Below are 23,633 nucleotides of genomic sequence, written 5' to 3' on the forward strand. Positions count from 1 at the left end.
GCCCTATCCGTCGATCACCGGATGATGCGGTGCCGCGGCTCGCGGTAGATGCCCTGCGAGCCTGGGATCGTCGACCACCTCGATGCTGCGCTTGAACGCCTCGAAGCCAGAGCGCTGGTAGAACTCCGGCGCGCTCTGGTGGTCGAGCGTGCAGGTATGCACCCAGAAACGCGAGATCGGCCGGGCCCAGGCCAGTTCCAGGGCCCGGTTCATCAGCCAGCGCCCCGCGCCCTTGCCGAGCACGCTCTCCTCGAGGCCGAAAAAGGCGAGCTCGCCCTCCCCCGCTACCCGAAAATCCAATTCGAGCAGCCCGACGTCGCGCCCATCGAGACGGACGACGAAGCACAGCACCGCCGCGTCGGCGAGGATCGCCTCGCTGTAGGCTGCCGGCTTGACCAGGCGGCTGAACCACATCCAGCGCTCACCGAGCACCCGGTAGATCGAAAGATAGCGCGCCGTGTCGGCGGCGCCGATCTGTTCGAGAGAAAGCCCTCCCGTGCCCGGCGGATCAGGCCTCAACGGCGGCGCCGCACGCATTTCCAGCGAGGTCACGATGGCGGCGAGCTTGCCCGGCGGCAGATCGGTGATGCCGTTCAGGCTGATGGAGAAGGTCTCGAACATGGGGCTCCGCCGGGCCGGCCGCCCGGGCTCGATTCGTTTCGCCGCGATCATGACATGATCCCGGCCCAACTGGACCAGGCCGGCTGTTCGTCCGGCAGCCCGCCCACAGGCGATACCCGGCTCTGCCCGGTGCGGCCTGATGGCGGCTCAGTGCTTCGAAAGGATACCCGATGACCATCGACCGCAGGCTTTTCGCCGGTCTCGCCCTGTCCGGCGCCCTCGCCTCCTCCGGCTCCGGCTTCGCCCAGAGCCATCAGGGACATGCCGGCCACGGCGCCAGCGCCTCGGACAGCCCGGCGACCGCAGCCTACAAGGCCGTGAACGACAAGATGCACAAGGACATGATGATCGCCTTCACCGGCGATGCCGACGCCGATTTCGTGCGCGGCATGATCCCGCATCATCAGGGCGCGATCGACATGGCCAAGGTCGTGCTCGCCCATGGCAAGGATCCGGAACTGCGCAAGCTCGCCAACGCCATCATCACCGAACAGGAGAAGGAGATCGCCTTCATGCAGGCCTGGCTGAAGAAGAACGGCCACTGAGCATTTTCAATGCGAAACCGGTACCGGCTCACATGAGGAAAATGCGATGAAGCGATGAATGAGTGTCTTTCCGCGTTTCAGGAAAAACGCGGAAAGGCCCTGGCCGCCGCTGCGGGCAACCCGGCGCCGGAATGCCAGCCGGGCCGCTTGCCCTCGCCGCGGCGCGCTGGCAGAGAGACGAAACGCGACCCGCGCGGTTCTCGCATGCGCAGGCTGCTGACTGCGCATAGCCTTGTTTCTCCGCCATCCTTCACGCCGTCCGGCCGCCTGCGGGTTTCATGAAGAAATATCTCGACTATCTCTGGCCGCTGATCGGCCTCGTCGCCGTTATCTGGTCGGTCGAACTGCTCTGGGACAAGCTCAAGGCCGAGGCGCTGACCAACGAGGCGATGAGCGCGCGCCTCGAGCATGCCGGACTTTGGGAGAGCATCGGCATCGTCGCCGGTGGCATCGGCGAGAAGATCGCGCTGATCTCGCCCGCCGCCTTCTTCCATGCGGGCCTCGCCACGCTCGTCGCCTATGCCGCGCTGGCCTGGTATGACCGCATCGCCCTGCTCCATCTGCGCAAGGAGAAGGGCATTTCCTGGCCCTATATCTCGCTCTGCTCCTTCGTCACCTATGCGCTGTCGCATAATATCGGTGCCTCGGTGTTTTCGGGCGGCATGGTGCGCTACCGCGCCTATCACGCAAAAGGGCTTTCCGCGGCCGAGATCGCGGTCCTGGTCGCTCTCTGCTCCTTCACCTTCGCCTTCGGCACCATCCTGCTGCTCGGCCTCGTCCTCGTCGGCGAGCCGCAGATCCTGCGCCCGCTCCACCGCCTCTCGCAATGGTTCGGCATCGGCGACACCCAGGCGAGGCTTATAGGCTTCGGCCTGCTAGGCTTCTGCCTGCTCTACACCATCGGCTCGTGGCTGCGCTTCAAGCCGCTCAGGATCGGCAAGTTCGAACTGGTCTATCCCCGCCTGCCCATCGTCTTCCGGCAATATCTCGCCGCGCCGCTGGAACTGATGGGGGCGGCCGGCATCATCTATTTCGCCCTGCCAGACCAGGGCAATCCCGGCTTCTTCATCGTGCTCGGCGCCTTCCTGATCTCGTTCTCGGCCGGGCTGCTCAGCCAGGTTCCCGGCGGCGTCGGGGTGATGGAGGCGGTCTTCCTCGCCGTCATGCCCGGCGTGCCCGCGCCCGCCGTCTTCGCGGCGCTGCTGATCTGGCGCCTGTTCTACCTGATCCTGCCGCTGGTGCTGTCGCTGCCGGTCGTGCTCGCCTTCGAGCGTGCCCAACTGCGCAAGACGATGGCGCATGAGACACAAGTGAAGGCGCAGGAGCAGGCGGCCGCCAAGGCCGCGGCCCTGCACATCGACAAGCCGGATTGAGGCTTCAGCTCGCTCGCTTGCGATGGAACCATGCCGTCTTTGCCGGGCAGACTGAACGTCTGAACCCGGCCCCCGAATTCTGATGGCATTGCAAAAGGAGGCGACGCGCTCAGCGCTTGAGCGCGATCGCGGCAGCGCCGAACATCAGGAGGCTGCCGAGGGCTTCGCTCCAGCCGAACGGCTCGGACAGCACGAGCACGCCCGCGGCGACCGCGACCGCCGGGCTGATGAAGGCATAGAGGCCGGCCCGGAAGGCGCCCCAGTCGCGCACCAGTCGGATATAGACGGTGAAGCCGATCAGCGAGCCGCCGACGACGAGGAAGGCGAGCGAAGGCAGGGTCGGCCACGCGACGAGCGCCTGGAAATGCGCGGCCGTCACGGTCTCGAAGCTGACCGAGACGAGGCAAAGACCGACCCCGCCGATCAGCGTCTGCCAGCCGGCGAGCGCCAGCGTCGGCATGCGGCTGGCGATCGGGCGTGCCAGGACGGCACCGAAGCAATAGAGCAGCGTTCCCAGGGCGATCGCGGCGAGGCCCCAGATTTCCAGCGGGTTGCCGCTTGCCGCCTCGAGCCCGCCAAGCGCCCGCGTCGCGAACAGGAAGCCGAGTCCGAGCGTGCCGAGGCCGATGGCCGCGAGCTTGCGAGCACCGATCTCATGGCCTTCGATCATCCGGCTGGCGATGATGGTGAAGATCGGGATCGTCGCGAAATTGACGATTGCGGCGAGTCCGCTCGGCGCCTGCGCCGCCCCCCAGAACAGCAGCGAGTAATTGCCGGTGTTGAGCAGCACCGCCGTCGCGATCAGCCGCGGCCAGGCATCCGCCGGAACCAGCTTGAGGTCGCGCCCCGCCCAGGCGAGCATCAGCGTGCCCGCTATGGTGAAGCGTGCTGCGGCGAGGAAGACCGGCGGCACATGCTGCGCTCCGACCTTGATCGGCAGCCAGGTCAGCCCCCAGACCAGGCACATCAGCGCGAAGAGAGCGGCGTTGCGGGACATGGGCTGCGCTTAGCGGGGGTGACGGGGAAGAGCCAATGCGAGCCGGACATGCAGCCATGGCGGCAATGCAGAGCGCTTGCCTCGCCATCTGGCCAATACCCCTGACGCAGTCTACTATATAAGAAAGAAGGGTATGATGATGGACGATCTCGGGTCAAGACTGGCAGAGCGGCTACGCGGTGAGCGCGAGGCCCGCGGCTGGAGTCTGAACGATCTCGCCGAGCGCTCCGGCGTCTCGCGCGCCATGATCAGCCGGATCGAACGCGGCGAGGCCAGCCCGACGGCGGTGCTGCTCGGACGCCTCTCCGGGGCTTTCGGCCTGACCCTGTCGAATCTCCTGGCTCGCATCGAGAGCGCCGGCGAACGCCTGCGGCGCGCGGGCGACCAGCCCTCCTGGCGCGACCCCGAGACCGGCTTCGTCCGGCGCGCCATCTCGCCGGCCGGCAATGGCGACCTCGAACTGGTCGCCGGCGAGCTGCCGCCCGGCGCCGCCATCGGCTACCCCGCCAGCTCCTACGCCTTCATCCGCCAGCAGATCTGGATGCAGTCCGGAATGCTGGATTTCGACGAGGGCGGCGTCGTCACGCGGCTCGAACCCGGCGACTGCATGGAACTCGGCCCGCCTTCCGATTGCCGCTTCAGCAATCCCGGCCCCGAGCCGGCGCGCTATCTCGTGGTGGTGTCGCGACGATAGCTGTCGGCGCAGTCGAACGAGACGCCGTCATTCCGGGACAGGCCGCAGGTCTGAGCCCGGAATGACGATGCGCTTCGCGGTGAAGCCGGCGGCTGCTACACACTCCCGACCGTCCTGAGCTTGGCGCGCGGGTGGATTTCGCCCTGCGAGAGCACCGGCGTCTCGCGCCGGAAGCGCTCGACGATCTGGCGCACGAAGGGCCGGGCCATGCCGGAGGTCACCAGCGCCGGCATCTCGCCCATCCGCGCCGCATCCTCGAACTTGTCGCGCACCGCATGGACGAAGTCCTGCAGGCGCGAGGGCTGCATGGCGAGATGGCGGTCCTCGCCCTGGCCGACGATCGACTCGGCGAAGACGCTTTCCCAGGCCGGCGACAGGGTGATGATCGGCAATTGCCCGTTCTGGTTGGAGAACTGGGCGCAGATCTGGCGGGCGAGCCTGACGCGGACATGCTCGGCGATGTCGCGCGGGTTCTTGATGCTGCCGGCGACCTCGGCGATGCCCTCGACGATGGTCGCGAGGTCGCGGATCGAGATCCGCTCGGCGAGCAGCAGCTGCAGCACGCGCTGGATGCCGGTGGTCGAGATCTGGTGCGGCACGATCTCCTTGACGAGATCGGCATGGTCCTTGGGCAGTTCGCGCAGCAGCTTCTGCACTTCGCCATGCGAGAGCAGCTCCGGCATGTGCGATTTCAGCACCTCGGTGAGATGGGTCGAGATCACGGTGGCGGCGTCGACGACGGTGTAGCCGCGCAGCTGCGCCTCGTCCTGCAGCGCCGCGTCGATCCAGGTCGCAGGCAGGCCGAAGGTCGGCTCCAGCACGCTGTGGCCAGGCAGGTTGACGCTGCCGCCCATCGGATCCATCGCCATGTACTGGCCGGCATAGACGACGCCGTGGCCGGCATCGATCTCCTTGATCTTGATGTAGTAGTGGTTCGCTTCGAGCTGGACGTTGTCGACGATCCGCACCGCCGGCATGACGAAGCCGAGCTCGGCGGCGAGCTGCCGGCGCAGCGCCCGCACCTGGTCGGTCAGGCGGTCGGCCCCTCCGGGCGCATTGACCAGCGGCAGCAGCCCGTAGCCGATCTCGATCTTGAGTTCGTCGAGCTTGAGCAGATCGTTCAGCGTCTCTTCCTTCGGCATGCCGTCGGCGGCCAGCGGCGAAGCGTCCTGGGCCGCCTGCGCGGTCTCCACCGCACGCTCCTTGGCGAGCTGGCCGAAATGCCGGGCGAGCCAGGCCGAGCCGGCGGCCAGCAGCAGGAAGGGGACCATCGGGATGCCGGGCAGGATCGCGATCAGCGCCATCACCGCCGCCGACATGCCGAGCGCCTTGGGATAGCCCGAGAGCTGCTTGCCGAGCGCCTTGTCGGCGGCGCCGCGCACACCCGATTTCGACACGAGCAGGCCAGCGGCGGTCGAGACGATCAGCGCCGGGATCTGGCTGACGAGACCGTCGCCGACCGTCAGCTGGGTGTAGTTCGTGGCGGCGGCGCTGAAGCTCATGCCCTGCTGCGCGACGCCGATGATGATGCCGCCGATCACGTTGATGAAGGTGATCAGAAGACCTGCGATCGCGTCGCCGCGCACGAATTTCGAGGCGCCGTCCATCGAGCCGAAGAAGGAAGCCTCGTCCTCGAGCGCCTTGCGGCGGGTCTTGGCGACGTCCTGGTCGATGAGCCCGGCCGAGAGATCGGCATCGATCGCCATCTGCTTGCCCGGCAATGCATCGAGCGCAAAGCGCGCGGCGACCTCGGCGATGCGGCCCGAACCCTTGGTGATGACCACGAAATTGACGATGATCAGGATGGTGAAGACGATCACCCCGATCACGAAATTGCCGCTCATCACGAAATTGGCGAAGGCCTCGATGACATGGCCCGCCGCCGCCCCCCCCTCATGGCCATGCGCGAGGATGAGGCGCGTCGAAGCGAGGTTCAGCGCCAGCCGGAACATGGTGACGATCAGCAGGACCGTCGGAAAGGCCGAGAATTCCAGCGGCTCCTCGATGAACAGCGCCGTCATCAGGACCAACACCGACAGGATGATCGAGAGCGCCAGCATCAGGTCGAGCAGCACCGCCGGCAGCGGGAAGATCAGCACCACGAGGATGCCCATCACGCCGATCGCGAGGAAGAGGTCCGGGCGGTTGAGCAGGCTGCCCACCTGGCCGCGGGTCGGCATGGTCATGCCGCCGCCGGTGCCTGCCGTCACATCGCTCATCGCGTAACCCACTCCCGGCACGGGCATCGCAAGGCGCGCCCCGTACCCGGCAATTCTTGCCGGGCTCATGGTAAACGAGTGGTTAATCCGGGTCGAAAATTCCCGCCTGGAACCTTTCCCTGAACAGACCGTTATCGAATGGCCGTGTTCTGGCCGCATTCGGCCAGCCAACTCGCGTCCGGGTCGACAACATTGCTCCGCGAGCCGGAATTACTGGAGGATGCTTTGGATAGACGTTCCTTTGTTTTGAGCCTTTTCGGTGGCCTCGCAGCGGTCGGCGCCCTGACGAGCGCCCAGGCCGCACCCGCCGCTCCTGCCCCGGCCGCGCCCCAGTCGGATGCGACCGCGCTCGACGCGACGACCAAGGCAGCCCTCGACGCGGCGCCGGCCGAGTTCACGCAGCATCGCCGGCACCACCATCGGCACCGCCATCACCCTCGTCACCGCCATGTCTATCGCCGCCACCGCCATCATCATCGCCACCGCCGGCCCGTTGCCGTGCGGCGTCCGAGCCATACGGTGATCATTCGCTAGCAGTTTCCGGGGAAGGCGGCGCATTGCGCCGCCTTCTTCGCTTGTGCCGCCATCGGCGCGGAGAACCGGGTTGAAGCCGTTGAGCCAGAAAAGCCCTGTCGCCGACGAGATCGTCACCGATGTTCCCGCCAGGCTCGACCGCTTGCCCTGGTCGCGCTTCCACACCCTCGTCGTCGTCGCGCTCGGCGTCACCTGGATCCTGGACGGGCTCGAGGTCACCCTGGCGGGCGCCGTCTCCGGCGCGCTGAAGGAAAGCCCGGTCCTGCGCTTCAGCAACACCGAGATCGGCCTCGCCGGAGCGGCCTATCTCGCCGGCGCGGTGATCGGCGCCGTGTTCTTCGGCTGGCTGACCGACCGGCTCGGCCGCAAGCGCCTCTTCACCATCACCCTCTTCGTCTATCTCGCCGCGACGGCCGCAACGGCCTTTTCCTGGAATCTCTGGAGCTTCCTGCTCTTCCGCTTCCTGACCGGCATGGGCATCGGCGGCGAGTACACGGCGATCAACTCGACGATCCAGGAACTCATCCCCGCCCGGGTCCGCGGCTGGACCGACCTCGTCATCAACGGCTCCTTCTGGGTGGGCGCCGCCATGGGCGGGATCGGCGCGATCGTGCTGCTCGATCCCCGGGTGATCGATCCCGAGATCGGCTGGCGGCTCGCCTTCTTTATCGGCGCCACGCTCGGCCTGATCATCCTCTTCCTGCGCCGCTGGATTCCCGAAAGCCCGCGCTGGCTGATGAGCCATGGCCGCCTTGCCGAGGCCGAGGCCATCGTGGCGCGGATCGAGGCTTTCGCCCCCGCCCCACCGCCGCAGACCCCGCTCCCGACCCTGACCCTGCGGCCGCGGCGCTTCACCCCGATGCAGGAGGTCATGCGCACGCTCTTCGTCAGCCACCGGCCGCGCACGCTGGTGGCGCTGGCGCTGATGTCGTCGCAAGCCTTCTTCTACAACGCCATCTTCTTCAGCTACGCGCTCATCCTCACCGATTTCTACGATGTGCCCTCCAATGCGATCGGCTGGTTCATCCTGCCCTTCGCCGCCGGCAATTTCCTCGGGCCCCTGCTGCTCGGACGGCTCTTCGACAGCCTCGGCCGCCGTCCGATGATCGCCTCGACCTATGTTCTCTCCGGCGTGCTGCTGGCCGCCACCGGTTTCCTGTTCGCGCGCGACCTGCTCACCGCCAGCCAGCTCACCGCCTGCTGGAGCGTCGTCTTCTTCTTCGCATCGGCGGCCGCAAGCTCGGCCTATCTGACCGTGAGCGAGACCTATCCACTCGAGATCAGGGCGCTGGCCATCGCTGTCTTCTATGCGCTCGGCACGGCGCTCGGCGGCGTCGCTGGCCCCTGGGTGTTCGGCGCCCTGATCGACACCGGCTCGCGCATCAGCGTCTTCGGCGGCTACCTGTTCGGCGCCCTGCTGATGATCGGCGCCGGGCTGGTCGCCAGCAAGTTCGCCGTTCGAGCCGAAAGGCGTTCGCTGGAGGAGGTCAGCCGCCCGCTCGGCGCACGATGAAGCAGCTTCAGGGAAGGATCATTCACGATGCTGGCGAGGCGCGGCGATTCCGGTTCAGACCTCCCCAAACCGCTAACGGCCGGCCCCCCGCGCCGTCAGCCCCCGCACCCATCGGCGCGTCGCGGACGTGACGGGTCGGTAGCAGGGGAATAGAGTAGCTTCGCGGGAACGCGGCGCTCGGATCGAACCTGATGGAGGAATGCATGGATAGACGTTCATTCGTGATGGCGCTGTTCGGCGGTCTCGCCGCCGCCAGCGTCGGCGGCATTGCCGCGGCCGAAGCGGCCCAGGCCAAGCCCGTTCCGACGCCGACCCCCGAGCCCAAGGTCGCCGAAGGCGGCGAGGCGCTCGATGCCGAGACCAGCGCCGCGCTCGACAAGGCCGACGCCGACTTCAGCCAGTACTATTACTATCGCCGCCCGCGCTACTACCGGCGGCCGTACTACCGTCCGCGCTATTATCGGCGCCCCTATTATCGCCCGCGCTACTATTACCGCCCGCGGCCCTATTATCGCCGCCGCTACTACTACTGAGCTGCCTTCCACGGGCCGGAGCCTCCGCTCCGGCCCGCTTCATTTCGGAGGCCCTCAGAGCGACTGTGTCCGCGCCTGCCCGGGCTCGGCCACCGGAATGCCCGCGGAAACATATTCGCCGAGCTTGTTGCGCAGGGTCCGGATCGAGATGCCGAGGATCTTGGCCGCATGGGTACGGTTGCCGAGGCAATGGTCGAGCGTGTCGAGGATCAGGTCGCGCTCGACATCGGCGACGGTGCGCCCGACGAGACCGCGCGTCACCGCTTCCGCCGTCTGGGCGGCGCGCGAGGCCACGTCGCGTCCCGTAGCCGGGCCGAGCGTCTCGCCCTCAGGGGTCAGCATCGCATCGGCGCCGATTTCGACGCCCTGCGCCAGCAGCACGGCGCGGTGGACGGTGTTCTCGAGCTCGCGGACATTGCCGCGCCAGCCATTGCCGAGCAGCAGCTTGCGCGCCTCGGCCGCGATCGGACGCTGCGGCAGGCCGTTCAGCTCGGCATATTTGCGGGCGAAGTGATCGGCCAGGGCGAGGATGTCGCCCGGACGTTCGCGCAGCGCCGGCAGGCGCAGATGCACGACGTTGAGCCGGTAGAACAGGTCCTCGCGAAAGGAGCCGTCGCGCACGGCGTCGCCGAGATTGCGGTTCGAGGTCGCGATGATGCGCAGATCGACCTTGACCGGCTGCGTGCCGCCGACCCGGTCGATCATCCGCTCCTGGAGCGCGCGCAGCAGCTTGGCCTGCAGGCGCACATCCATCTCGGAAATCTCGTCGAGCAGCAGCGTGCCGCCATTGGCTTCCTCGAACTTGCCGATGCGGCGGGCGATCGCTCCGGTGAAGGCGCCCTTCTCATGGCCGAACAATTCGGATTCGAGCAGGTTGTCGGGGATTGCCGCGCAGTTCACCGCGACGAAGGGCCTGTCCTTGCGCAGCGACTGCCGGTGCAGGTGCTGGGCGATCATCTCCTTGCCGGTGCCGCTCTCGCCGGTGACCAGCACCGGCGCATCGGAGCGGGCGATCTGGTTGGCGAGCTGGACGACGCGCTCCATCGCCGGGTCGCGCCAGATCAGGCTCGCCTTGTCGGAGGCGACGGCGGCAAGCACCGCCGCGATCAGCTCGGGATCCGGCGGCAGCGGCACATATTCGCGCGCGCCCGCCTGGATCGCCGCGACCGCGGCCCGCGCATCGGTCGAGGTGCCGCAGGCGACCAACGGGGTACGGATGCGCTCGACCTCGAGCGCCGCGATCAATCTCGCGATCGGCTGCTCGACATCGACCATCAGGAGGTCGCCGCCCTTGGCGCGCAGCACGGCCAGCGCCTGCTCGGCGCTCTCGGCATGGGTGACCGCGGCGCCCTGCGAGACGGCGATCTTCGCCGCGGTGATGAGCTGGCCCTTGAGGCTGCCGACGATGATGAGGCGCATGGGTCAGAGCTTCCTTGCGTGATCTGCTTGCGCCGTCCGGTTCGTCACCGGTCGGCCTTGATGATTTCCGTCATGGTGACGCCGAGCCGCTCCTCGACCACCACCACCTCGCCGCGCGCCACCAGGCGCTCATTCACGAAGATGTCGATGGCCTCGCCGACGCGCCGGTCGAGCTCGAGCACGGCGCCGGGCGTGATCCGCAGGAGGTCGCCGACGGCGATGCGCGAGGAACCGAGCACGGCCGAGACCGTGACCGGCACGTCGAAGACCTGCTCCAGGTCCTCCGCCGTCTTGACCGGTACCGGCCCGGAACGGGCGACGGAGCCGTCGCTGTTATGGTCGAAGGAGAGATCGGCCGGGTTCAGCGGTGGCAGGTTGAGGTCGTTCTCGGCCATGTCTTTTACCTCACGGTCCCGCCGGACGAAGCCACCGGGCCAAATACGCTTCTGATCGCCGCCTCGATGGCGGCGTCCTGCTGGGAGCGGTCGATGGCGAGCCCGCCATCGGCCCATTCGATCCGCCCGTCCCCCGGCGCGATATCCGGCTCGCCGAGCACGACGATCCGGCCGGCGAAACCCGTCTCGCGCGCCAGCCCGCCGAGCCTAGCCTCGACGGTTTCGACCAGGCTCTCATGCACATGGATCACCAGATGCGGCGCCAGCCTTGCATGGCCAAGGCATTCACGAACGGCCGCCAGCAGCTGCACCAGCGGCTTGTCGGCCAGAGCTGCGCCAGCAAGGCCGCGCGCCACGGCCACGGCGAGATGCGCCGCCTGTTCCTCGATCGCGGCGAGGCGCGCATCCTGCTGCGCCAGCAACTGCTCGCAGGAGCGGACCAACTGTGACAGCAGCGTCCCCGTCTGGTGGTCGCCCTCGCGGCGCGCCTGGTCGAGGCCGCTGTGGAAGCCCTCGGCCCGGGCCGCATCGAGCGCCCCCTCGTCGACCGCCTTGCGGCTGTTGCCGCGGAAGTCGGTGTCGAACAGGAATTTCTTGGCGGAGGCCATCGTCAATAAACCAGCTCGTCTTCGGAATTGCCCTTGGCGATGACGATCTCTCCCTTCTCGGAGAGATCCTTGGTCAGCGTCACCATCTTCATCTGCGCTTCATCGACTTCCTTCAGGCGGAGCGGGCCGAGCCCCTGCATGTCGTCGAGCAGGTTCTTGGCCGCGCGCTGCGACATCGCGCCGAGGAAGAATTTGCGCATCTCCTCGCCGGCGCCCTTGAGCGCGCGCGCCAGCGTATCCTTGTCGACCTGGCGCATCAGCGTCTGGAGCCCAGCGGAATCGAGCTTGGCGAGATCCTCGAAGGTGAACATCAGAGCCCGGATGCGCTCGGCCGATTCCTGATTGGTGGCGTCGAGCGCCGCCAGGAAACGCGTCTCGGTCTGCCGGTCGAAACCGTTGAAGATCTCCGCCATCATCTCGTGCGGGTCGCGCCGGCGCGTCTGCGTCAGGGTCGAGACGAATTCGGTGCGCAGCGTATTCTCGATATGGTCGAGCGCTTCCTTCTGCACCGATTCCATCCGCAGCATGCGGCTGACGACCTCGATCGAGAGCTCGCCCGGCAGATTGCGCAGCACATTGGCGGAGTGTTCCGGACGGATGCGCGACAGGATCACCGCGATGGTCTGCGGATATTCGTTCTTCAGGAAATTGGCGAGCACGACCGCGTCGATATTGCCGAGCTTCTGCCACATATTGCGGCCGGCCGGCCCCCGGATCTCCTCCATGATCAGGGCGACCTGATCGGTCGGCAGGATCTTCTCGAGCAGCGAGATCGTCCGGTCGAAAGAGCCGGTGATGGCGCCTGCGCTGGAGAGCTTGCCAACGAAATCCAGCATCAGCCGCTCGACCTGGTCCGAATCCACCGTGCCGAGCTCGGCCATCGCCCGGGTGATGATCCGGATCTCCTCGTCGTCGAATTCCTGCCAGATCACCCGGCCGTGCTCCTCGCCGAGCACCAGTAGGATCACGGCCGCGCGCTGCGGACCGGTCATCGCCTCCACAGAAACCGCCGGCAGCTGCTCGGCCAGGCTTGCGGCGAGGTCGCTTTCTCCGGCGCTTCTCGTGGCGATCGAGCGTGTGGCCATGGCTCAGCCCCTCACGCCGGCGCTTTTTCGTGGATCCAGCCACGCAGCACCGCGACCGAGTCGGCGGGGTTCTTGGCAACCATCGCACCGATCTTCTCGACGGACTGCGCCTTCAGCTGGCCCTTCACCTGCGCGATCGCGAGCATGCGCTCGGAGGGGGCGGCGACATCCACATCCCCGAACTCTCCGGATTCGGAGTCGCCATTGGCGGGCAGGCTTGCCGGATCGCCGGTGCCCTGGGCCGCGCTGGTGACGATGACGCCATTGCGCATGAAGCTCGGGATCGCGCGGAACTCATGCTCGGGCGCCAGCACCTGCTTGAGCAGCGGACGCACCACCACCATCAGCACGATCAGGATCAGCAGCGAGATCACGCCGATCTCGGCGAAACGGACCATGTCCTCCTTCGAGAAAGAGAGAAGCTGCTGCACCAGGCTCTGCTCGACGAGATCGACCTGCGCCTGCGGCCCTTCGGCGAAGCGCAGATTGACGACCTCGACCTGGTCGCCGCGCTGCCGGTCGAAGCCGATCGCGGTCCGCACAAGCTGGCTGATCCGCTCCAACTCCTCCTGCGTGCGCGGCTGGTAGCTCGCCTCGGCACCCTGGCCACGGGCATAGGTGCCGTCGACCAGCACCGCGACCGAAAGCTTGCGCACCCGCCCGCCCTCGAGCACTTCGGTGCGCGTGGTCCGCGAAATCTCGTAGTTGACCACCTCCTCGTTCTTGTTGGTGGCGTCCCTCTGCACGCCCTGCTGGGCCTGGTTCGGCTGCTGGGCACCCGGCAGCTCGTTGCCGACGGTGACGCCCTCGCGCGCCTCGTTGGTGGTCGAGGTCTCGTTGCGGTTCTGGCTCGAGCGGATGACCTTGCTCTCGGGGTCGAAGGTCTCGGAGCGGCTCTCGATGCGGTTGCTGTCGAGCGAGGCCGAGACCTGGACGCGTGCCCGGCCGGGGCCGACGATGCTGGCGACGATATCCTCGACCTGCGACTTGATCCGCCGCTCGATCGCGCCCTGGCGCTCGTCGAGGCCGACGCCGGCCAGGCCCTGCTCACCCTGGGCGCCGTCCGCCAGCAGTCGGCCGCGCTCGTCGACGATCGAGACGCGCTCGGGCTTCAGCCCGTCCACCGCCGAGGCAACGAGATGGCGCACCGCCCGGACCTGGGCGGCGTCGAGATCGCCGGCGAGCTTGAGCGCGATCGAGGCGCGCGGCGGCTCCCGGTCACGCTCGAACAGCCGGCGCTCGGGGATGACGAGGTGGACGCGAGCCGCCTGGACGCGGCTGATCGAGCGGATGGTGCGCGAGAGCTCGCCCTCGAGCGCCCGCAGATGGTTGATGTTCTGGACGAAGCTGGTCGAGGAAAAGGCGTCGCCCTTGTCGAAGATCTCATAGCCGACACCGCCGCCGGACGGGATGCCCTTGCCGGCTAGGTCGAGGCGCAGGCGCGGCACATCGGCGCGCGGCGCGAGAATGGTCTGTCCGTCGCCGCGCAGTTCGTATTTGACGCCGCGCGCGTCGAGATCCTTCAGGATCGCGCTGACATCCTGGCTCGACAGGTCGGCGAAGAGCACCCCCATCGCCGGCTGCGACATGCGCAGCATGACGAAGGCGAAGAAGCCGACCAGCGCCAGCGTCACCGCCAACATCGCCGCCAGCCGCGCCGCACCGAATCTCCGGAACTGATCGACCAAGCCGTTCACGCCGTTCCTTCCGTCGCCCTCGCCCCGCAGAACCGGCCGCGGGATCATCCACTAGGCAAGTTTTTCCCGGTGCATGGTTAGCACCGGGTTAACGACGGTTAATTTTTCGACAGGAAGGCGCCGGTTTCGTCCCGGCGCGAACGCGGAAAGGCGCCGGTCCTGCCTGGACCGGCGCCTTTCTGGAAACCTTGGAATGACGGGCGCGGCTACTGGCGGTAGTGCTGGATCCGCGTCGTGCGCAGACCGGCCAGCCCGTGCTGGTCGATCGACATCTGCCAGCTCAGGAACTCGTCCACCGTCAGCGTATAGCGCTGGCAGGCCTCCTCCAGGCTGAGCAGGCCGCCGCGCACGGCGGCGACAACTTCGGCCTTGCGCCGGATAACCCAGCGGCGGGTGTTCATTGGCGGCAGGTCGGCGATGGTCAACGGGCTCCCATCGGGGCCGATGACATACTTCACGCGCGGTCGCAGCGGCTCGGTCATGGTACTCTCACACAACTCAACAAGACCTACTTGTCGCTGACCGTACCCCCCCGGACTTAAATTTTGCCTAAGGCAACCGTGCAGGCTTTCACTATGCCGCGCCGACGACTGAGCCCACACGTCAAGAGCCGCTCTTCACCGACTTGACCCGATCGAGCGGCACCTTGATCGCGCCGATCAGCAGGGTCGGAACCGCTGTCGAGAAGTCGACGCCGTCGACGACGCCGCTGATCTCGGTCTTCACCGTGATCGCCGTACCGGCGAGGTCCTTGGCGTCGACGGTGATCGTATATTCGCCCTCCGGAGCGGTGCTTCCGGTCGACGTCTTGCCGTCCCAGCTATAGGTCTGGTCGCCGGCCGTCAGCGTCGTCGTTCCGGTCTGCACGACCTTGCCGCTCGCATCCTTGATCGTGATCGTCGCAGTACCGCCCTTGGAAGCGTTGAGCTTCCATTCGGCCTTGCCTTCCTTCAGCTGCGTCGCCGCCCCGTCCGCCGTCACCGTCTGGCCGACGAAACCAATGGCGCTCGCCCCCGTCGTCGCCTTGCTGACCCCGAGCAGCGCCGTCAGCGTCTCGTTCTGCTTCAGTTGCTGCTCGACGCCGGCGAACTGCACCAGCTGCTGGGTGAACTGGTTGGTGTCGAGCGGATCGAGCGGGTTCTGGTTCCGGAGCTGCGTCGTCAGCAGCGTCAGGAACTGGTCGAAATTATTGGCGATCGAGGTGCCGTTGCCGGAGGCGTTAGTGTTGTTCTGCGCGGCGTTGACGGCCGCATTGCTCAACTTGCTGGTATTGGAGACGCTCACTTTGTCGCCTTTCTTCAGATGCTGAGGTCGACGCCGCCGAGCCTTGCGGCCCGGCTCAGCGGCGCCGTTTCGGTGACGAGCGCGCTCTCTTCGGCGGTTTCGACCCAGCTTCGACGCAGGCGTGCGCCTTCCTCGTCCTGGCGGTGCTGGCGCGAGCTCTGGTCGGGAGAATCGCGCAGGCTCATCTCGACCCCGCCCTCGGAGGCTTTCAGACCCGCCTGCTCGAAAGCCCGTTCCAGCGTCCGCGCATCGCGCTGCAGCAATTGCAGCGTCTCGACCCGGTCGACCGTCAGCTTGGCGCTGACGCTGCCGTCATCGGAGATTTCAAGACGGACATCGACGCGACCGAGTTCGGCCGGATCGAGCCTGATGTCGAAGCGCTTGCTGCCGGCGAGCGCCCGCGCGCCGATCTCGACCGGCACGACATGCAGCGGGGTCGGGCGCGTAGTCTCGACCTGTGCCCGCGTGCTCGCCTCGGCCTGCGTCCGGGCATTGGCCTGGGCAGCGGTCTCGAGAATCTCGGCCTGCGGCTCCGGCCGCCCCGGCACCTGGGGGCCGGATGCGGGAACGGCCTGCACGGCCGGCGTCGTAGTCTGTTGCGGCGCCTCGACCTGGGCATCGGCTGCAGCTGCGCTCTGCGCCTGCCCCGTTGTCGCCGGCCGCTCGGCAGCCTTGGTTTCGGCCCCGGCGCTCGTCGCGGCCTTGGGCTGGCCGGCTTCGCTCGCTTCACCGGTCTCGGAATCTGTTTTGGCCGTCTCCGCCGGCATTATGGCGGCGGGGGTGGCGGTCTTGCGCCCGGTTGCAGCCGGCGCCGTGCCCGTCTCGACCGCGGCATTCGCCTCGCCATCGCTCTGGACCGCCTGCTCCGGCGCGATTGGCGAGATCAGAGCGTTCTGCCCGGGGATCGCCATTGTCGCCTGCTCGCCGCTCTGGCGCGCCGGGCTCGTCTCGGCCGCAGCCTTGGCCTGCGCCTCATCGGTTGTCACGGGCTGGGCACCGGGCTGGACCGGATTCGCGGCCAGCGCCAGGAACTGCGCCTCGGTCGCGCTCGCCCCTGTCGCCGGCTCGGCGCCTTCCGACTGCGCCTTCTCCTCGTTGACAGGGGTAGGGTTGGCGGTGGATGGCGCCGTAGACGCCGCGGTCCCGGCATCGGGCGCCTTCTGTTCGTCGCTCTTGACCACGGCCGGTGCCAGCTGCGGCAGAACCGGGCTGGTTTCCGTGCCGGCCCCGGGCTTCTCGCCGGTCGCATTCTCCGAACCGCTCTGCTTGCCTGTCTCGGCCTTCGTCTCACCGGACACCGGTTCGCCGGAGAACGCGACGACCTCGCCATCGGCCTTCGCCGCGCCTTCAGCCGGGGCGACAGCCTCTGCCTTTTCCGCACCGACGGCGCGCTCGCCTGCCGGAGGCGCGGTCTCATTGGCGGCGCGCGTCTCGTCGGGCCGTGCGCGGCTCACCGGGGCTTGCGCGACCGGCTTTTCGACGGGCGGCAGCGTGAAGGCCTCGCTCGTCGCGCGCGCCTTGCCCGGGTCGCGGCGGACGGGCGGTGCAGTCTCGAACGGAGAACGCGAGATCGACGCGGTGGACATGGAATGCTCCGGAACTGGGCGGATGGCGAAAACGCACCGCCCCCGCCCGAGCAAGAGCCGAGCCAGAGCGATAGTTGTTTGAAATCAATATCTTGCGAAACAAAGACGCCATCCGGACCGGCAGGAAGCGCCGGCTGTACGCCGGCACCCGGCAGTATTTGCCGGGCCGATGCTGGTCCAGACCCGGCAAAGCCGGTATAGAACGCGCCAGGAGGGCACCCCGCCCTCGCTTCACCCTGCGCCAGACATCGCCATGACCGTCCCGCTCAACTCGCTCGACATCGCCAAGCCGCCCGCGGCGACGCGCGTCGTCGCCGCGATGTCAGGTGGCGTCGATTCCTCGGTGGTGGCGGCGCTGCTGAAGCGCCAGGGCTATGACGTCGTCGGGGTCACGCTCCAGCTCTATGATCATGGCGCCGCCGTCCACCGCGCCGGAGCCTGCTGCGCCGGCCAGGACATTCACGACGCTCGCCGCGTCGCCGAGGCGATCGGCATTCCCCATTACGTGCTCGACTATGAAAGCCGCTTCCGCGACGCCGTGATCGAGCGCTTCGCCGAAAGCTATCTCGCCGGCGAGACGCCGATCCCCTGCGTCGAGTGCAATCGCACCGTGAAGTTCCGCGACCTGCTCGGCCTCGCCCGCGAGCTCGGGGCGGATGCGCTCGCCACCGGCCACTACGTCGCCAGCCGCGATCTCGGCAACGGCCATCGCGGCCTGTTCCGCGCCGCCGACGAGAACCGCGACCAGAGCTATTTCCTCTACGCCACCACGCAGGAGCAGCTCGACCTGCTGCGCTTCCCGCTCGGTGAGATGGAAAAGGCCGAGACCCGGGCGCTCGCCGCCGAATTCGGCCTCGCCATCGCCGACAAGCCCGACAGCCAGGACATCTGCTTCGTGCCGAACGGCCGCTATGCCGACGTCATCGAGCGCCTCAAGCCCGGGGCCGCCCGCCCCGGCCAGATCGTCCATCTCGACGGGCGCGTGCTCGGCCAGCACGAAGGCGTGCTGCGCTACACCGTCGGCCAGCGCAAGGGCCTCGGCCTCAGCGCCGCCGAGCCGCTCTATGTCGTCGCGCTCGACGCGCAGAACGCCCGCGTCATCGTCGGCCCGCGCGAGGCGCTGAGCGTCAGCCGCGTCGATCTGCGCGATCTCAACTGGATCGGCGACACGCCGCTTTCCGCGCTGCCGCCCGAAGGCCTCGAAGTCGCGGTGCGCGTGCGCTCAACCCGGGCGCCGCGCGAGGCGCGCCTCCACGCCGACGACAAGGGGGTGCATGTCCTGCTCGCCCAGGGCGAGGAAGGCGTCTCGCCCGGCCAGGCCTGCGTGATCTACGATCATGCCGGCGCAGGCGCGCGCGTCCTCGGCGGCGGCGTCATCCTGGCGGAGAAAGCTCGCCAGCTTCCCGACACTCCGGAACTTTCGCTCGCGACATCATGACGGCTGGCAAGGGTCTCGACGCGCAGAAGCGCGTCTATGCGGTCTGGGCGAAATTCTACGACCGGATCTATCAGGGGCTGCTGTCGCGTGCCCAGCGCGAAGCGGTGACGGCAGCCTGCGCCTGCGGCCGCGACATCCTCGAGATCGGCGTCGGCACGGGACTGACCCTGCCCTATTTCGAGCGTGACCGGCGGGTCGTCGGCGCCGACCTCTCGCTCGACATGCTGCGCGTTGCCCATGCCAAGGTTCAGAGCCAGGGGCTCGATCACGTCATCGGCCTGCTCGTGATGGACGCCTGCCGCCTCGGCTTCGCCGATCGCTCCTTCGACGCGGTCACCGCGCAGTTCGTGATCACGCTGGTGCCGGATCCCGAGCAGGCGCTCGCCGAGATGGACCGCGTGCTACGGCCGGGCGGCGAGATCGTCATCTCCAGCCGCCTCGTCGGCGAAGGCGGGCTTACCGCACCGCTCTGGTCGCTGGTCGCGCCGCTGGCCAAGGCTGTCGGCTGGAGCAGCGATTTCAAGGTCAGCCGTTTGACCGACTGGGCCGCCGCGACGGGCCGCTATGAGACCGTCCATGTCGGCCAAGGCTACTTCAAGGTCGTGCGCCTGAAAAAATTGCGGTGAAAGCCTGCGCCGGGAAGGCTTGACGCGCCCCCCCGCAAAACCCTATATCCGCGCCGTCGCGATTGAGCGTCTTTCGAGACGCGGCGCATCGGGGCGGGGTAGCTCAGCTGGTTAGAGCAGCGGAATCATAATCCGCGTGTCGGGGGTTCAAGTCCCTCTCCCGCTACCATTTTTCCTCGGAAGCCAGCCCGAGCGATTTCAAGCATTTATAACTGGTCAATCGCCGAAACCTGCGCGGTGTGTGCCGTTTCCGTGATTCTGGCCCTCCACAATGTTGGTCCGTCAGCTCTTCCTACTTCGTGACGCTTCTCTGCGTCTTCGGTGGGACGCCCGATCTTTTCGCGGTCGATCTGATCGAGCCCCGCCAGGAGCAGTCGATCGGCCTCGTCCTGTCCCAGCGCGATCCCGCCTCGCCCATGGCCGAGGCATTGCTGGCCTGCCTGAAGGATGTCGACTTCGAGACCAGGCTTCGCCAGGGCATCCGGCAGATGTCATCGACGGCAGCTATCGATCATTCCAAAATTTTCATTGGATTTCCGGGAACTGCCACGCAAGTCTCATGACGTTCGAGGCGGAGCAATAAAAATGACCCGTGGCAGATCTCGAATGGGGAACGCCAGGACAGAGCACAGCGAGAACTAGAAAAACGTCGTCATTCGACGAGCTTGATTCTTGTCGTATGCTTACGACCATCCCGTGATGGCCGAGCTACTCCTCTTGTCTTTTTTCCAGGAGACAGAAATGGCCAAGGTCGTATGCGTTCTTTACGATAACCCGGTAGACGGTTACCCGAAATCCTATGCACGCGACGATCTGCCGAAGATCGAGCGCGATCCCGGCGTCCAGACCCTGCCGAGCCCGAAGGCCATCGACTTCAAGCCGGGCACGCTGCTCGGCTCGGTTTCGGGGGAGCTCGGCTTGCGAAAATACCTGGAATCGCAGGGACACGAGTTCATCGTCACCTCCTCGAAGGATGCCCGAATTCGGAACTCGAGAAGCATCTCGCCGGCGCCGAGATCGTGATTTCCCAGCCCTTCTCGCCGACCTATCTCACCGCGGACCGGATCGCCAAGGCGAAGAATCTCAAGCTCGCCCTGACCGCCGGCATCGGCTCGGACCATGTCGATCTGCAGGCTGCGATCGACCGCGGCGTGACGGTCGCCGAAGTGACCTACTGCAACTCGATCAGCCTCGCCGGGCATGTGGTGATGATGATCCTCGGCCTCGTCCGCAACTAAATCCCCTCCTATCAGTGGGTGGTGAAGGGCGGTTGGACATCGCCGACTGGGTCTCCCGCTCCTACGACGTCGAGGGCATGCATGTCGGCACCGTCGCGGCCGGCCGCATCGGCCTGGCCGTCCTGCGCCGCCTCAAGCCGTTCGACATGCACCTGCACTACGCCGATCGCCACCGGCTGCCGGAAGCGGTCGAAAAGGAGCTCGGCCTGACCTGGCACGCCGCGCGCGAGGAACTGTACAAGGTCTGCGACGTCGTCACGCTCAATTGCCCGCTCTATCCGGAGACGGAGCACATGGTCAACGATAAGACGCTCAAGCAGTTCAAGCACGGCGCCTACCTCGTCAACACTGCGCGCGGCAAGCTGTGCGACCGCGACGCCATCGCCCGCACGCTAGAATCCGGACAGCCGGCGGGCTATGCCGGCGACGTCTGGTTCCCGCAGCCGGCTCCGCAGGACCATGCCGCATCACGGCGTGACCCCGCATATCTCGGGCACCTCGCTCTCGGCGCAAACCCGCTATGCCGCGGGCGTCCGCGAAATCCTCGAATGCTATTTCGAAGGGCGGCCGATCCGTGACGAGTATCTGATCATCCAGGGTGGCTCTCTCGCCGGAACCGGCGCCCATTGCTATTCGAAGGGCAATGCCACCGGCGGCTCCGAAGAGGCGACGAAGTACAGAAAGCTCGCCTGACACGTCCTCCAGGCGCCATTGCTCCGCGGCGGCGCCTTTTCCTCATCTCGATGACGGAGACCGTGCGATGTCCTCGCATGAGAATGCCGGCACGTCTGCGCTCGCTATCACTGCCGGGCGCCTGCGTGCCGCTCTCGCCCCGAAGACCCTGGCCGAGGCCCTGATTGCCGGTGGCGGCGGCTTCATCGCGATCTTTCTGCTGTCCTGGCTGAACGACCGGCTCGAGGTTCTGCTCCTGATCGCGCCTTTCGGCGCCAGTTACGTGCTGGTCTTCGTCCTGCCGCAAGGCCCCCTGGCCCGGCCTCCTCGTCCAGATGTCGCTCGGCGCGACACCGCTGGGCTTTGCCCTGGGAGCGCCCTCGCCATTGCCGGAATGATCCTGACGAGGACCGTGCACCCGCCCGCCGGAGCAGACCCCATCGTCGTGCTCCTGGCTTCCGCGTCCTGGAGTTTCCTGGCGACGCCCGTCCTCATCGGCGCGTCGACGATCGTGCTCGCGGGCATCGCCTATCACCGCATCGCCTCCGGCAAAGCTTACCCAACGACATAGCAATGACTTCGGCATGCCTCGGGCTCGCGCCGGAGGCATGCAACGCTCGAGCTTCGCGGTGCGAAGCCGATTTCGCCTCAGCGGAACAGCGCGAGCGATTTCGACAGGGTGATCCAGACACCCCAGATGATCGGGATGCCGACCACGGCCCAGGCCAACATGGCGGTCGTGTCGAAACCGCCCTTGCCGATGCCGAAGGAGCCGTATTGCGCCGTGGCACCGGCCTTGGCGGTCTTGGCCTGGAGCGCCGCGACCTCGGCATCCTTCATGAACCAGCGCGTCGCGACGGGGCGGACGAGCAGGTTGCAGATGAAGCCGAGCACCAGGAAGCCGGCGAGGATGTACATCGTCCGGTCATAGACCTGGGCGCGTGGCACGCCGGCGGCGATCTGCGCCTCGCGGATATAGTTCACCACCACCGGGCCGACGATGCCGGCCGTCGACCAGGCGGTCAGCAGCCGGCCATGGATGGCGCCGACGAACTGCGTGCCGAACATGTCCGCGAGATAGGCCGGCACGGTGGCGAAGCCGCCGCCATACATCGACAGGATGACGCAGAAGAAGGCGACGAACAGCGCCAGCGACCCGGCATGGGCCGCCCAGGGCGACAGGGCGTAGAGCGCGATGCCGAGGACGAAGAAGGTGGCGTAGGTCAGCTTGCGGCCGAGCTTGTCCGACAGCGAGGCCCAGAAGAAGCGGCCGCCGATGTTGAAAAGCGAGAGCAGGCCGACGAAGGCCGCCGCGATGGTGGCGACCTGCACCTTCTGCTGGGCGTCGAGCGCAGCGAAGCCGATCTCCGGCCTGCCGATCAACGCCCCCGCGAAGATCTCCTGCAGCATCGGTGAGGCCATGCCGAGCACACCGATGCCGGCCGAGACGTTGAGGCAGAGCACCGACCAGATCAGCCAGAACTGCGGGGTCTTGTGCGCATCCTTGAGATGGACGTGGCCGGAGGTGATCATCGCATTCTGCGTCGTCGGCGGGGTCCAGCCGTCGGGGCGCCAGTTGGCCGGCGGTATGCGGTAGCCGAAGGTGCCCGCCATCATGAAGACGAAATAGATCCCCGCCATCACCACGAAGGTCTGCCAGACGCCGACCGATTCCGGTGTCCTGAAATAGTTCATCAGCATGTCGGCGAGCGGCGAGCCGATCATCGCACCGCCACCGAAGCCCATGATCGCCATGCCGGTCGCCATGCCGCGCCGGTCCGGGAACCACTTCACCAGGGTCGAGACCGGCGAGATGTAGCCGAGGCCGAGGCCGATGCCACCGATGACGCCGGAGCCGAGCCACATCAGCCAGAGCTGGTGGGTGTAGATGCCGAAGGCCGAGATCAGCAGGCCGCCGCACCAGCACATCATCGAGACGAAGGCAGCCCGGCGCGGGCCGACCCGCTCGAGCCAGCCGCCCCAGATCGCGGCGGAGGAGCCGAGCAGCACGAAGAACAGCGTATAGATCCAGCCGAGATCCGCGATCTTCCAGTCGCAGCTCGTGGTGAACAACGAGCCGATCAGGCCGACATCGGCCCCGCAGGCGACAGGCTTGCTGACGCCGATAGCCTGGCTCAACGGCAGCCAGAACACGCTGAAGCCATAGGCCATGCCGATACACAAATGGATGCAGAGCGCAGCCGGCGGCACCAGCCAGCGGTTGAAGCCTGCTTTCGCGATGGTGCGCTCGCGATCGAGAATCCCGGCGCCCGCGCGGCCCTCGTCAAAGGTTCCTGTCGCAGTGGACATGAATCGTTCCTCCTCGCCGCCGATACCGGCGGTCCCTCAGTTTCTGGTTATGGTTGCTTTGATTGGCCGTCGCGCTCAGGCGCCGGCCTTGTCATCGCCGGCCCGATGGCCGTCTCGGCGAAACGCCCGTGCGGTCCCCCCTATCGCCTGATCGATCTTGTCGATCACAGCGCAAAGCTCATGCCGAGAGCGGGAACCGAATATTTTCAAACAGTTAGAATTCTAAAGCAGGCGAACTTCGGACAA

Annotated in this window: 22 protein-coding genes, 1 tRNA gene and 1 pseudogene; 11 read left to right on the forward strand and 13 right to left on the reverse strand. The window is 67.0% G+C overall.

Going from position 1 to position 23,633, the window contains the following annotated elements; translation table 11 throughout:
* Positions 1–3: 3 nt before the first annotated feature.
* A complete protein-coding gene (locus ACWGRX_RS18005; RefSeq protein ID WP_452118651.1) occupies positions 4–621 on the reverse strand; it encodes a GNAT family N-acetyltransferase in 618 nt (205 codons plus the stop codon).
* Between the two features lie 170 nt (positions 622–791).
* Between ACWGRX_RS18005 and copM the strand changes: the two genes are divergently transcribed.
* On the forward strand, positions 792–1,166 hold the full coding sequence (copM, locus tag ACWGRX_RS18010) for a CopM family metallochaperone (protein WP_291647217.1): 375 nt from the start codon (positions 792–794) through the stop codon (positions 1,164–1,166).
* 278 nt (positions 1,167–1,444) lie between these two features.
* A complete protein-coding gene (locus tag ACWGRX_RS18015; protein WP_291647216.1) occupies positions 1,445–2,539 on the forward strand; it encodes a lysylphosphatidylglycerol synthase transmembrane domain-containing protein in 1,095 nt (364 codons plus the stop codon).
* A gap of 109 nt (positions 2,540–2,648) precedes the next feature.
* On the opposite strand, the gene ACWGRX_RS18020 is transcribed toward ACWGRX_RS18015, so the two are convergent.
* A complete protein-coding gene (locus ACWGRX_RS18020) occupies positions 2,649–3,536 on the reverse strand; it encodes a DMT family transporter (protein ID WP_291633229.1) in 888 nt (295 codons plus the stop codon).
* A 136-nt stretch (positions 3,537–3,672) separates the two neighbouring features.
* Between ACWGRX_RS18020 and ACWGRX_RS18025 the strand changes: the two genes are divergently transcribed.
* Positions 3,673–4,230: a helix-turn-helix domain-containing protein gene (locus ACWGRX_RS18025; RefSeq protein ID WP_452118652.1), complete on the forward strand. Its 558-nt coding sequence runs from the start codon at positions 3,673–3,675 to the stop codon at positions 4,228–4,230.
* A gap of 95 nt (positions 4,231–4,325) precedes the next feature.
* Here the strand turns inward: ACWGRX_RS18025 and flhA are convergent, their stop codons facing one another.
* Positions 4,326–6,449, reverse strand: a complete 2,124-nt coding sequence (flhA, locus tag ACWGRX_RS18030) for a flagellar biosynthesis protein FlhA (RefSeq protein ID WP_452118653.1) — start codon at positions 6,447–6,449, stop codon at positions 4,326–4,328.
* Between the two features lie 210 nt (positions 6,450–6,659).
* Positions 6,660–7,100, reverse strand: coding sequence for a hypothetical protein (locus ACWGRX_RS18035; protein WP_452118654.1), 441 nt, complete (start codon positions 7,098–7,100; stop codon positions 6,660–6,662).
* On the opposite strand from ACWGRX_RS18035, the gene ACWGRX_RS18040 reads away from it, so the two are divergent.
* The gene (locus tag ACWGRX_RS18040; RefSeq protein WP_452118655.1) at positions 7,063–8,496 is read left to right on the forward strand and encodes an MFS transporter; all 1,434 of its coding nucleotides are present in this window, start codon (positions 7,063–7,065) and stop codon (positions 8,494–8,496) included. The two genes, ACWGRX_RS18035 and ACWGRX_RS18040, sit on opposite strands and share 38 nt — an antisense overlap.
* A 203-nt stretch (positions 8,497–8,699) precedes the next feature.
* Complete coding sequence (locus ACWGRX_RS18045; protein WP_452118656.1) at positions 8,700–9,029, forward strand: hypothetical protein; 330 nt, start codon at positions 8,700–8,702, stop codon at positions 9,027–9,029.
* Between the two features lie 54 nt (positions 9,030–9,083).
* Here the strand turns inward: ACWGRX_RS18045 and flbD are convergent, their stop codons facing one another.
* The 8 genes from flbD to ACWGRX_RS18085 form a co-directional block, all read right to left on the reverse strand.
* Entirely contained in the window at positions 9,084–10,448 is a 1,365-nt protein-coding gene (flbD, locus tag ACWGRX_RS18050) for a sigma-54-dependent transcriptional regulator FlbD (protein ID WP_452118657.1), read from the reverse strand.
* 44 nt (positions 10,449–10,492) lie between these two features.
* The gene (fliN, locus tag ACWGRX_RS18055) at positions 10,493–10,843 is read right to left on the reverse strand and encodes a flagellar motor switch protein FliN (RefSeq protein WP_291633219.1); all 351 of its coding nucleotides are present in this window, start codon (positions 10,841–10,843) and stop codon (positions 10,493–10,495) included.
* Positions 10,844–10,848: 5 nt separating this feature from the next.
* Positions 10,849–11,451 carry a FliH/SctL family protein gene (locus tag ACWGRX_RS18060; RefSeq protein ID WP_452118686.1) on the reverse strand — a complete coding sequence of 201 codons (603 nt, stop codon included), beginning with the start codon at positions 11,449–11,451 and terminating at the stop codon, positions 10,849–10,851.
* A gap of 2 nt (positions 11,452–11,453) precedes the next feature.
* Positions 11,454–12,536, reverse strand: coding sequence for a flagellar motor switch protein FliG (gene fliG / locus ACWGRX_RS18065; protein ID WP_452118658.1), 1,083 nt, complete (start codon positions 12,534–12,536; stop codon positions 11,454–11,456).
* A gap of 11 nt (positions 12,537–12,547) precedes the next feature.
* On the reverse strand, positions 12,548–14,233 hold the full coding sequence (gene fliF / locus ACWGRX_RS18070; RefSeq protein ID WP_452118659.1) for a flagellar basal-body MS-ring/collar protein FliF: 1,686 nt from the start codon (positions 14,231–14,233) through the stop codon (positions 12,548–12,550).
* Between the two features lie 206 nt (positions 14,234–14,439).
* A complete protein-coding gene (gene sciP, locus ACWGRX_RS18075; RefSeq protein ID WP_038359348.1) occupies positions 14,440–14,715 on the reverse strand; it encodes a CtrA inhibitor SciP in 276 nt (91 codons plus the stop codon).
* Between the two features lie 121 nt (positions 14,716–14,836).
* Positions 14,837–15,517: a flagellar hook assembly protein FlgD gene (locus ACWGRX_RS18080; RefSeq protein WP_452118660.1), complete on the reverse strand. Its 681-nt coding sequence runs from the start codon at positions 15,515–15,517 to the stop codon at positions 14,837–14,839.
* A gap of 14 nt (positions 15,518–15,531) precedes the next feature.
* Complete coding sequence (locus ACWGRX_RS18085; RefSeq protein ID WP_452118661.1) at positions 15,532–17,103, reverse strand: flagellar hook-length control protein FliK; 1,572 nt, start codon at positions 17,101–17,103, stop codon at positions 15,532–15,534.
* Between the two features lie 253 nt (positions 17,104–17,356).
* Between ACWGRX_RS18085 and mnmA the strand changes: the two genes are divergently transcribed.
* The 6 genes and pseudogenes from mnmA (at position 17,357) to ACWGRX_RS18115 (ending at position 21,648) form a co-directional block, all read left to right on the forward strand.
* A complete protein-coding gene (gene mnmA / locus ACWGRX_RS18090) occupies positions 17,357–18,541 on the forward strand; it encodes a tRNA 2-thiouridine(34) synthase MnmA (RefSeq protein ID WP_291633184.1) in 1,185 nt (394 codons plus the stop codon).
* A complete protein-coding gene (locus ACWGRX_RS18095; RefSeq protein WP_452118662.1) occupies positions 18,538–19,167 on the forward strand; it encodes a class I SAM-dependent methyltransferase in 630 nt (209 codons plus the stop codon). The genes mnmA and ACWGRX_RS18095 overlap by 4 nt, the downstream gene beginning before the upstream one ends.
* A 92-nt stretch (positions 19,168–19,259) precedes the next feature.
* Positions 19,260–19,336, forward strand: a tRNA-Met gene (locus tag ACWGRX_RS18100).
* 130 nt (positions 19,337–19,466) lie between these two features.
* Positions 19,467–19,730 (forward strand): hypothetical protein, encoded by a 264-nt coding sequence (locus tag ACWGRX_RS18105; protein WP_452118663.1) that lies wholly within the window; start codon positions 19,467–19,469, stop codon positions 19,728–19,730.
* 178 nt (positions 19,731–19,908) lie between these two features.
* Positions 19,909–21,098: pseudogene (locus ACWGRX_RS18110) on the forward strand (NAD-dependent formate dehydrogenase).
* A 67-nt stretch (positions 21,099–21,165) separates the two neighbouring features.
* A complete protein-coding gene (locus ACWGRX_RS18115) occupies positions 21,166–21,648 on the forward strand; it encodes an HPP family protein (RefSeq protein ID WP_452118664.1) in 483 nt (160 codons plus the stop codon).
* A 77-nt stretch (positions 21,649–21,725) separates the two neighbouring features.
* Here the strand turns inward: ACWGRX_RS18115 and ACWGRX_RS18120 are convergent, their stop codons facing one another.
* Positions 21,726–23,387, reverse strand: a complete 1,662-nt coding sequence (locus ACWGRX_RS18120) for an OFA family MFS transporter (protein WP_452118665.1) — start codon at positions 23,385–23,387, stop codon at positions 21,726–21,728.
* Between the last annotated feature and the right edge of the window lie 246 nt (positions 23,388–23,633).

The organism is Allobosea sp. NPDC055594, assembly GCF_053618995.1.

Excerpts from the sequence above, each read along its gene's own strand:
- ACWGRX_RS18005 (WP_452118651.1), bottom strand. The coding sequence starts at position 621 with ATGTTCGAGACCTTCTCCATCAGCCTGAACGGCATCACCGATCTGCCG.
- copM (WP_291647217.1), top strand. The coding sequence starts at position 792 with ATGACCATCGACCGCAGGCTTTTCGCCGGTCTCGCCCTGTCCGGCGCC.
- ACWGRX_RS18015 (WP_291647216.1), top strand. The coding sequence starts at position 1,445 with ATGAAGAAATATCTCGACTATCTCTGGCCGCTGATCGGCCTCGTCGCC.
- ACWGRX_RS18020 (WP_291633229.1), bottom strand. The coding sequence starts at position 3,536 with ATGTCCCGCAACGCCGCTCTCTTCGCGCTGATGTGCCTGGTCTGGGGG.
- ACWGRX_RS18025 (WP_452118652.1), top strand. The coding sequence starts at position 3,673 with ATGATGGACGATCTCGGGTCAAGACTGGCAGAGCGGCTACGCGGTGAG.
- flhA (WP_452118653.1), bottom strand. The coding sequence starts at position 6,449 with ATGAGCGATGTGACGGCAGGCACCGGCGGCGGCATGACCATGCCGACC.
- ACWGRX_RS18045 (WP_452118656.1), top strand. The coding sequence starts at position 8,700 with ATGGATAGACGTTCATTCGTGATGGCGCTGTTCGGCGGTCTCGCCGCC.
- flbD (WP_452118657.1), bottom strand. The coding sequence starts at position 10,448 with ATGCGCCTCATCATCGTCGGCAGCCTCAAGGGCCAGCTCATCACCGCG.
- fliN (WP_291633219.1), bottom strand. The coding sequence starts at position 10,843 with ATGGCCGAGAACGACCTCAACCTGCCACCGCTGAACCCGGCCGATCTC.
- ACWGRX_RS18060 (WP_452118686.1), bottom strand. The coding sequence starts at position 11,451 with ATGGCCTCCGCCAAGAAATTCCTGTTCGACACCGACTTCCGCGGCAAC.
- fliG (WP_452118658.1), bottom strand. The coding sequence starts at position 12,536 with ATGGCCACACGCTCGATCGCCACGAGAAGCGCCGGAGAAAGCGACCTC.
- sciP (WP_038359348.1), bottom strand. The coding sequence starts at position 14,715 with ATGACCGAGCCGCTGCGACCGCGCGTGAAGTATGTCATCGGCCCCGAT.
- ACWGRX_RS18085 (WP_452118661.1), bottom strand. The coding sequence starts at position 17,103 with ATGTCCACCGCGTCGATCTCGCGTTCTCCGTTCGAGACTGCACCGCCC.
- mnmA (WP_291633184.1), top strand. The coding sequence starts at position 17,357 with ATGACCGTCCCGCTCAACTCGCTCGACATCGCCAAGCCGCCCGCGGCG.
- ACWGRX_RS18095 (WP_452118662.1), top strand. The coding sequence starts at position 18,538 with ATGACGGCTGGCAAGGGTCTCGACGCGCAGAAGCGCGTCTATGCGGTC.
- ACWGRX_RS18115 (WP_452118664.1), top strand. The coding sequence starts at position 21,166 with ATGTCCTCGCATGAGAATGCCGGCACGTCTGCGCTCGCTATCACTGCC.
- ACWGRX_RS18120 (WP_452118665.1), bottom strand. The coding sequence starts at position 23,387 with ATGTCCACTGCGACAGGAACCTTTGACGAGGGCCGCGCGGGCGCCGGG.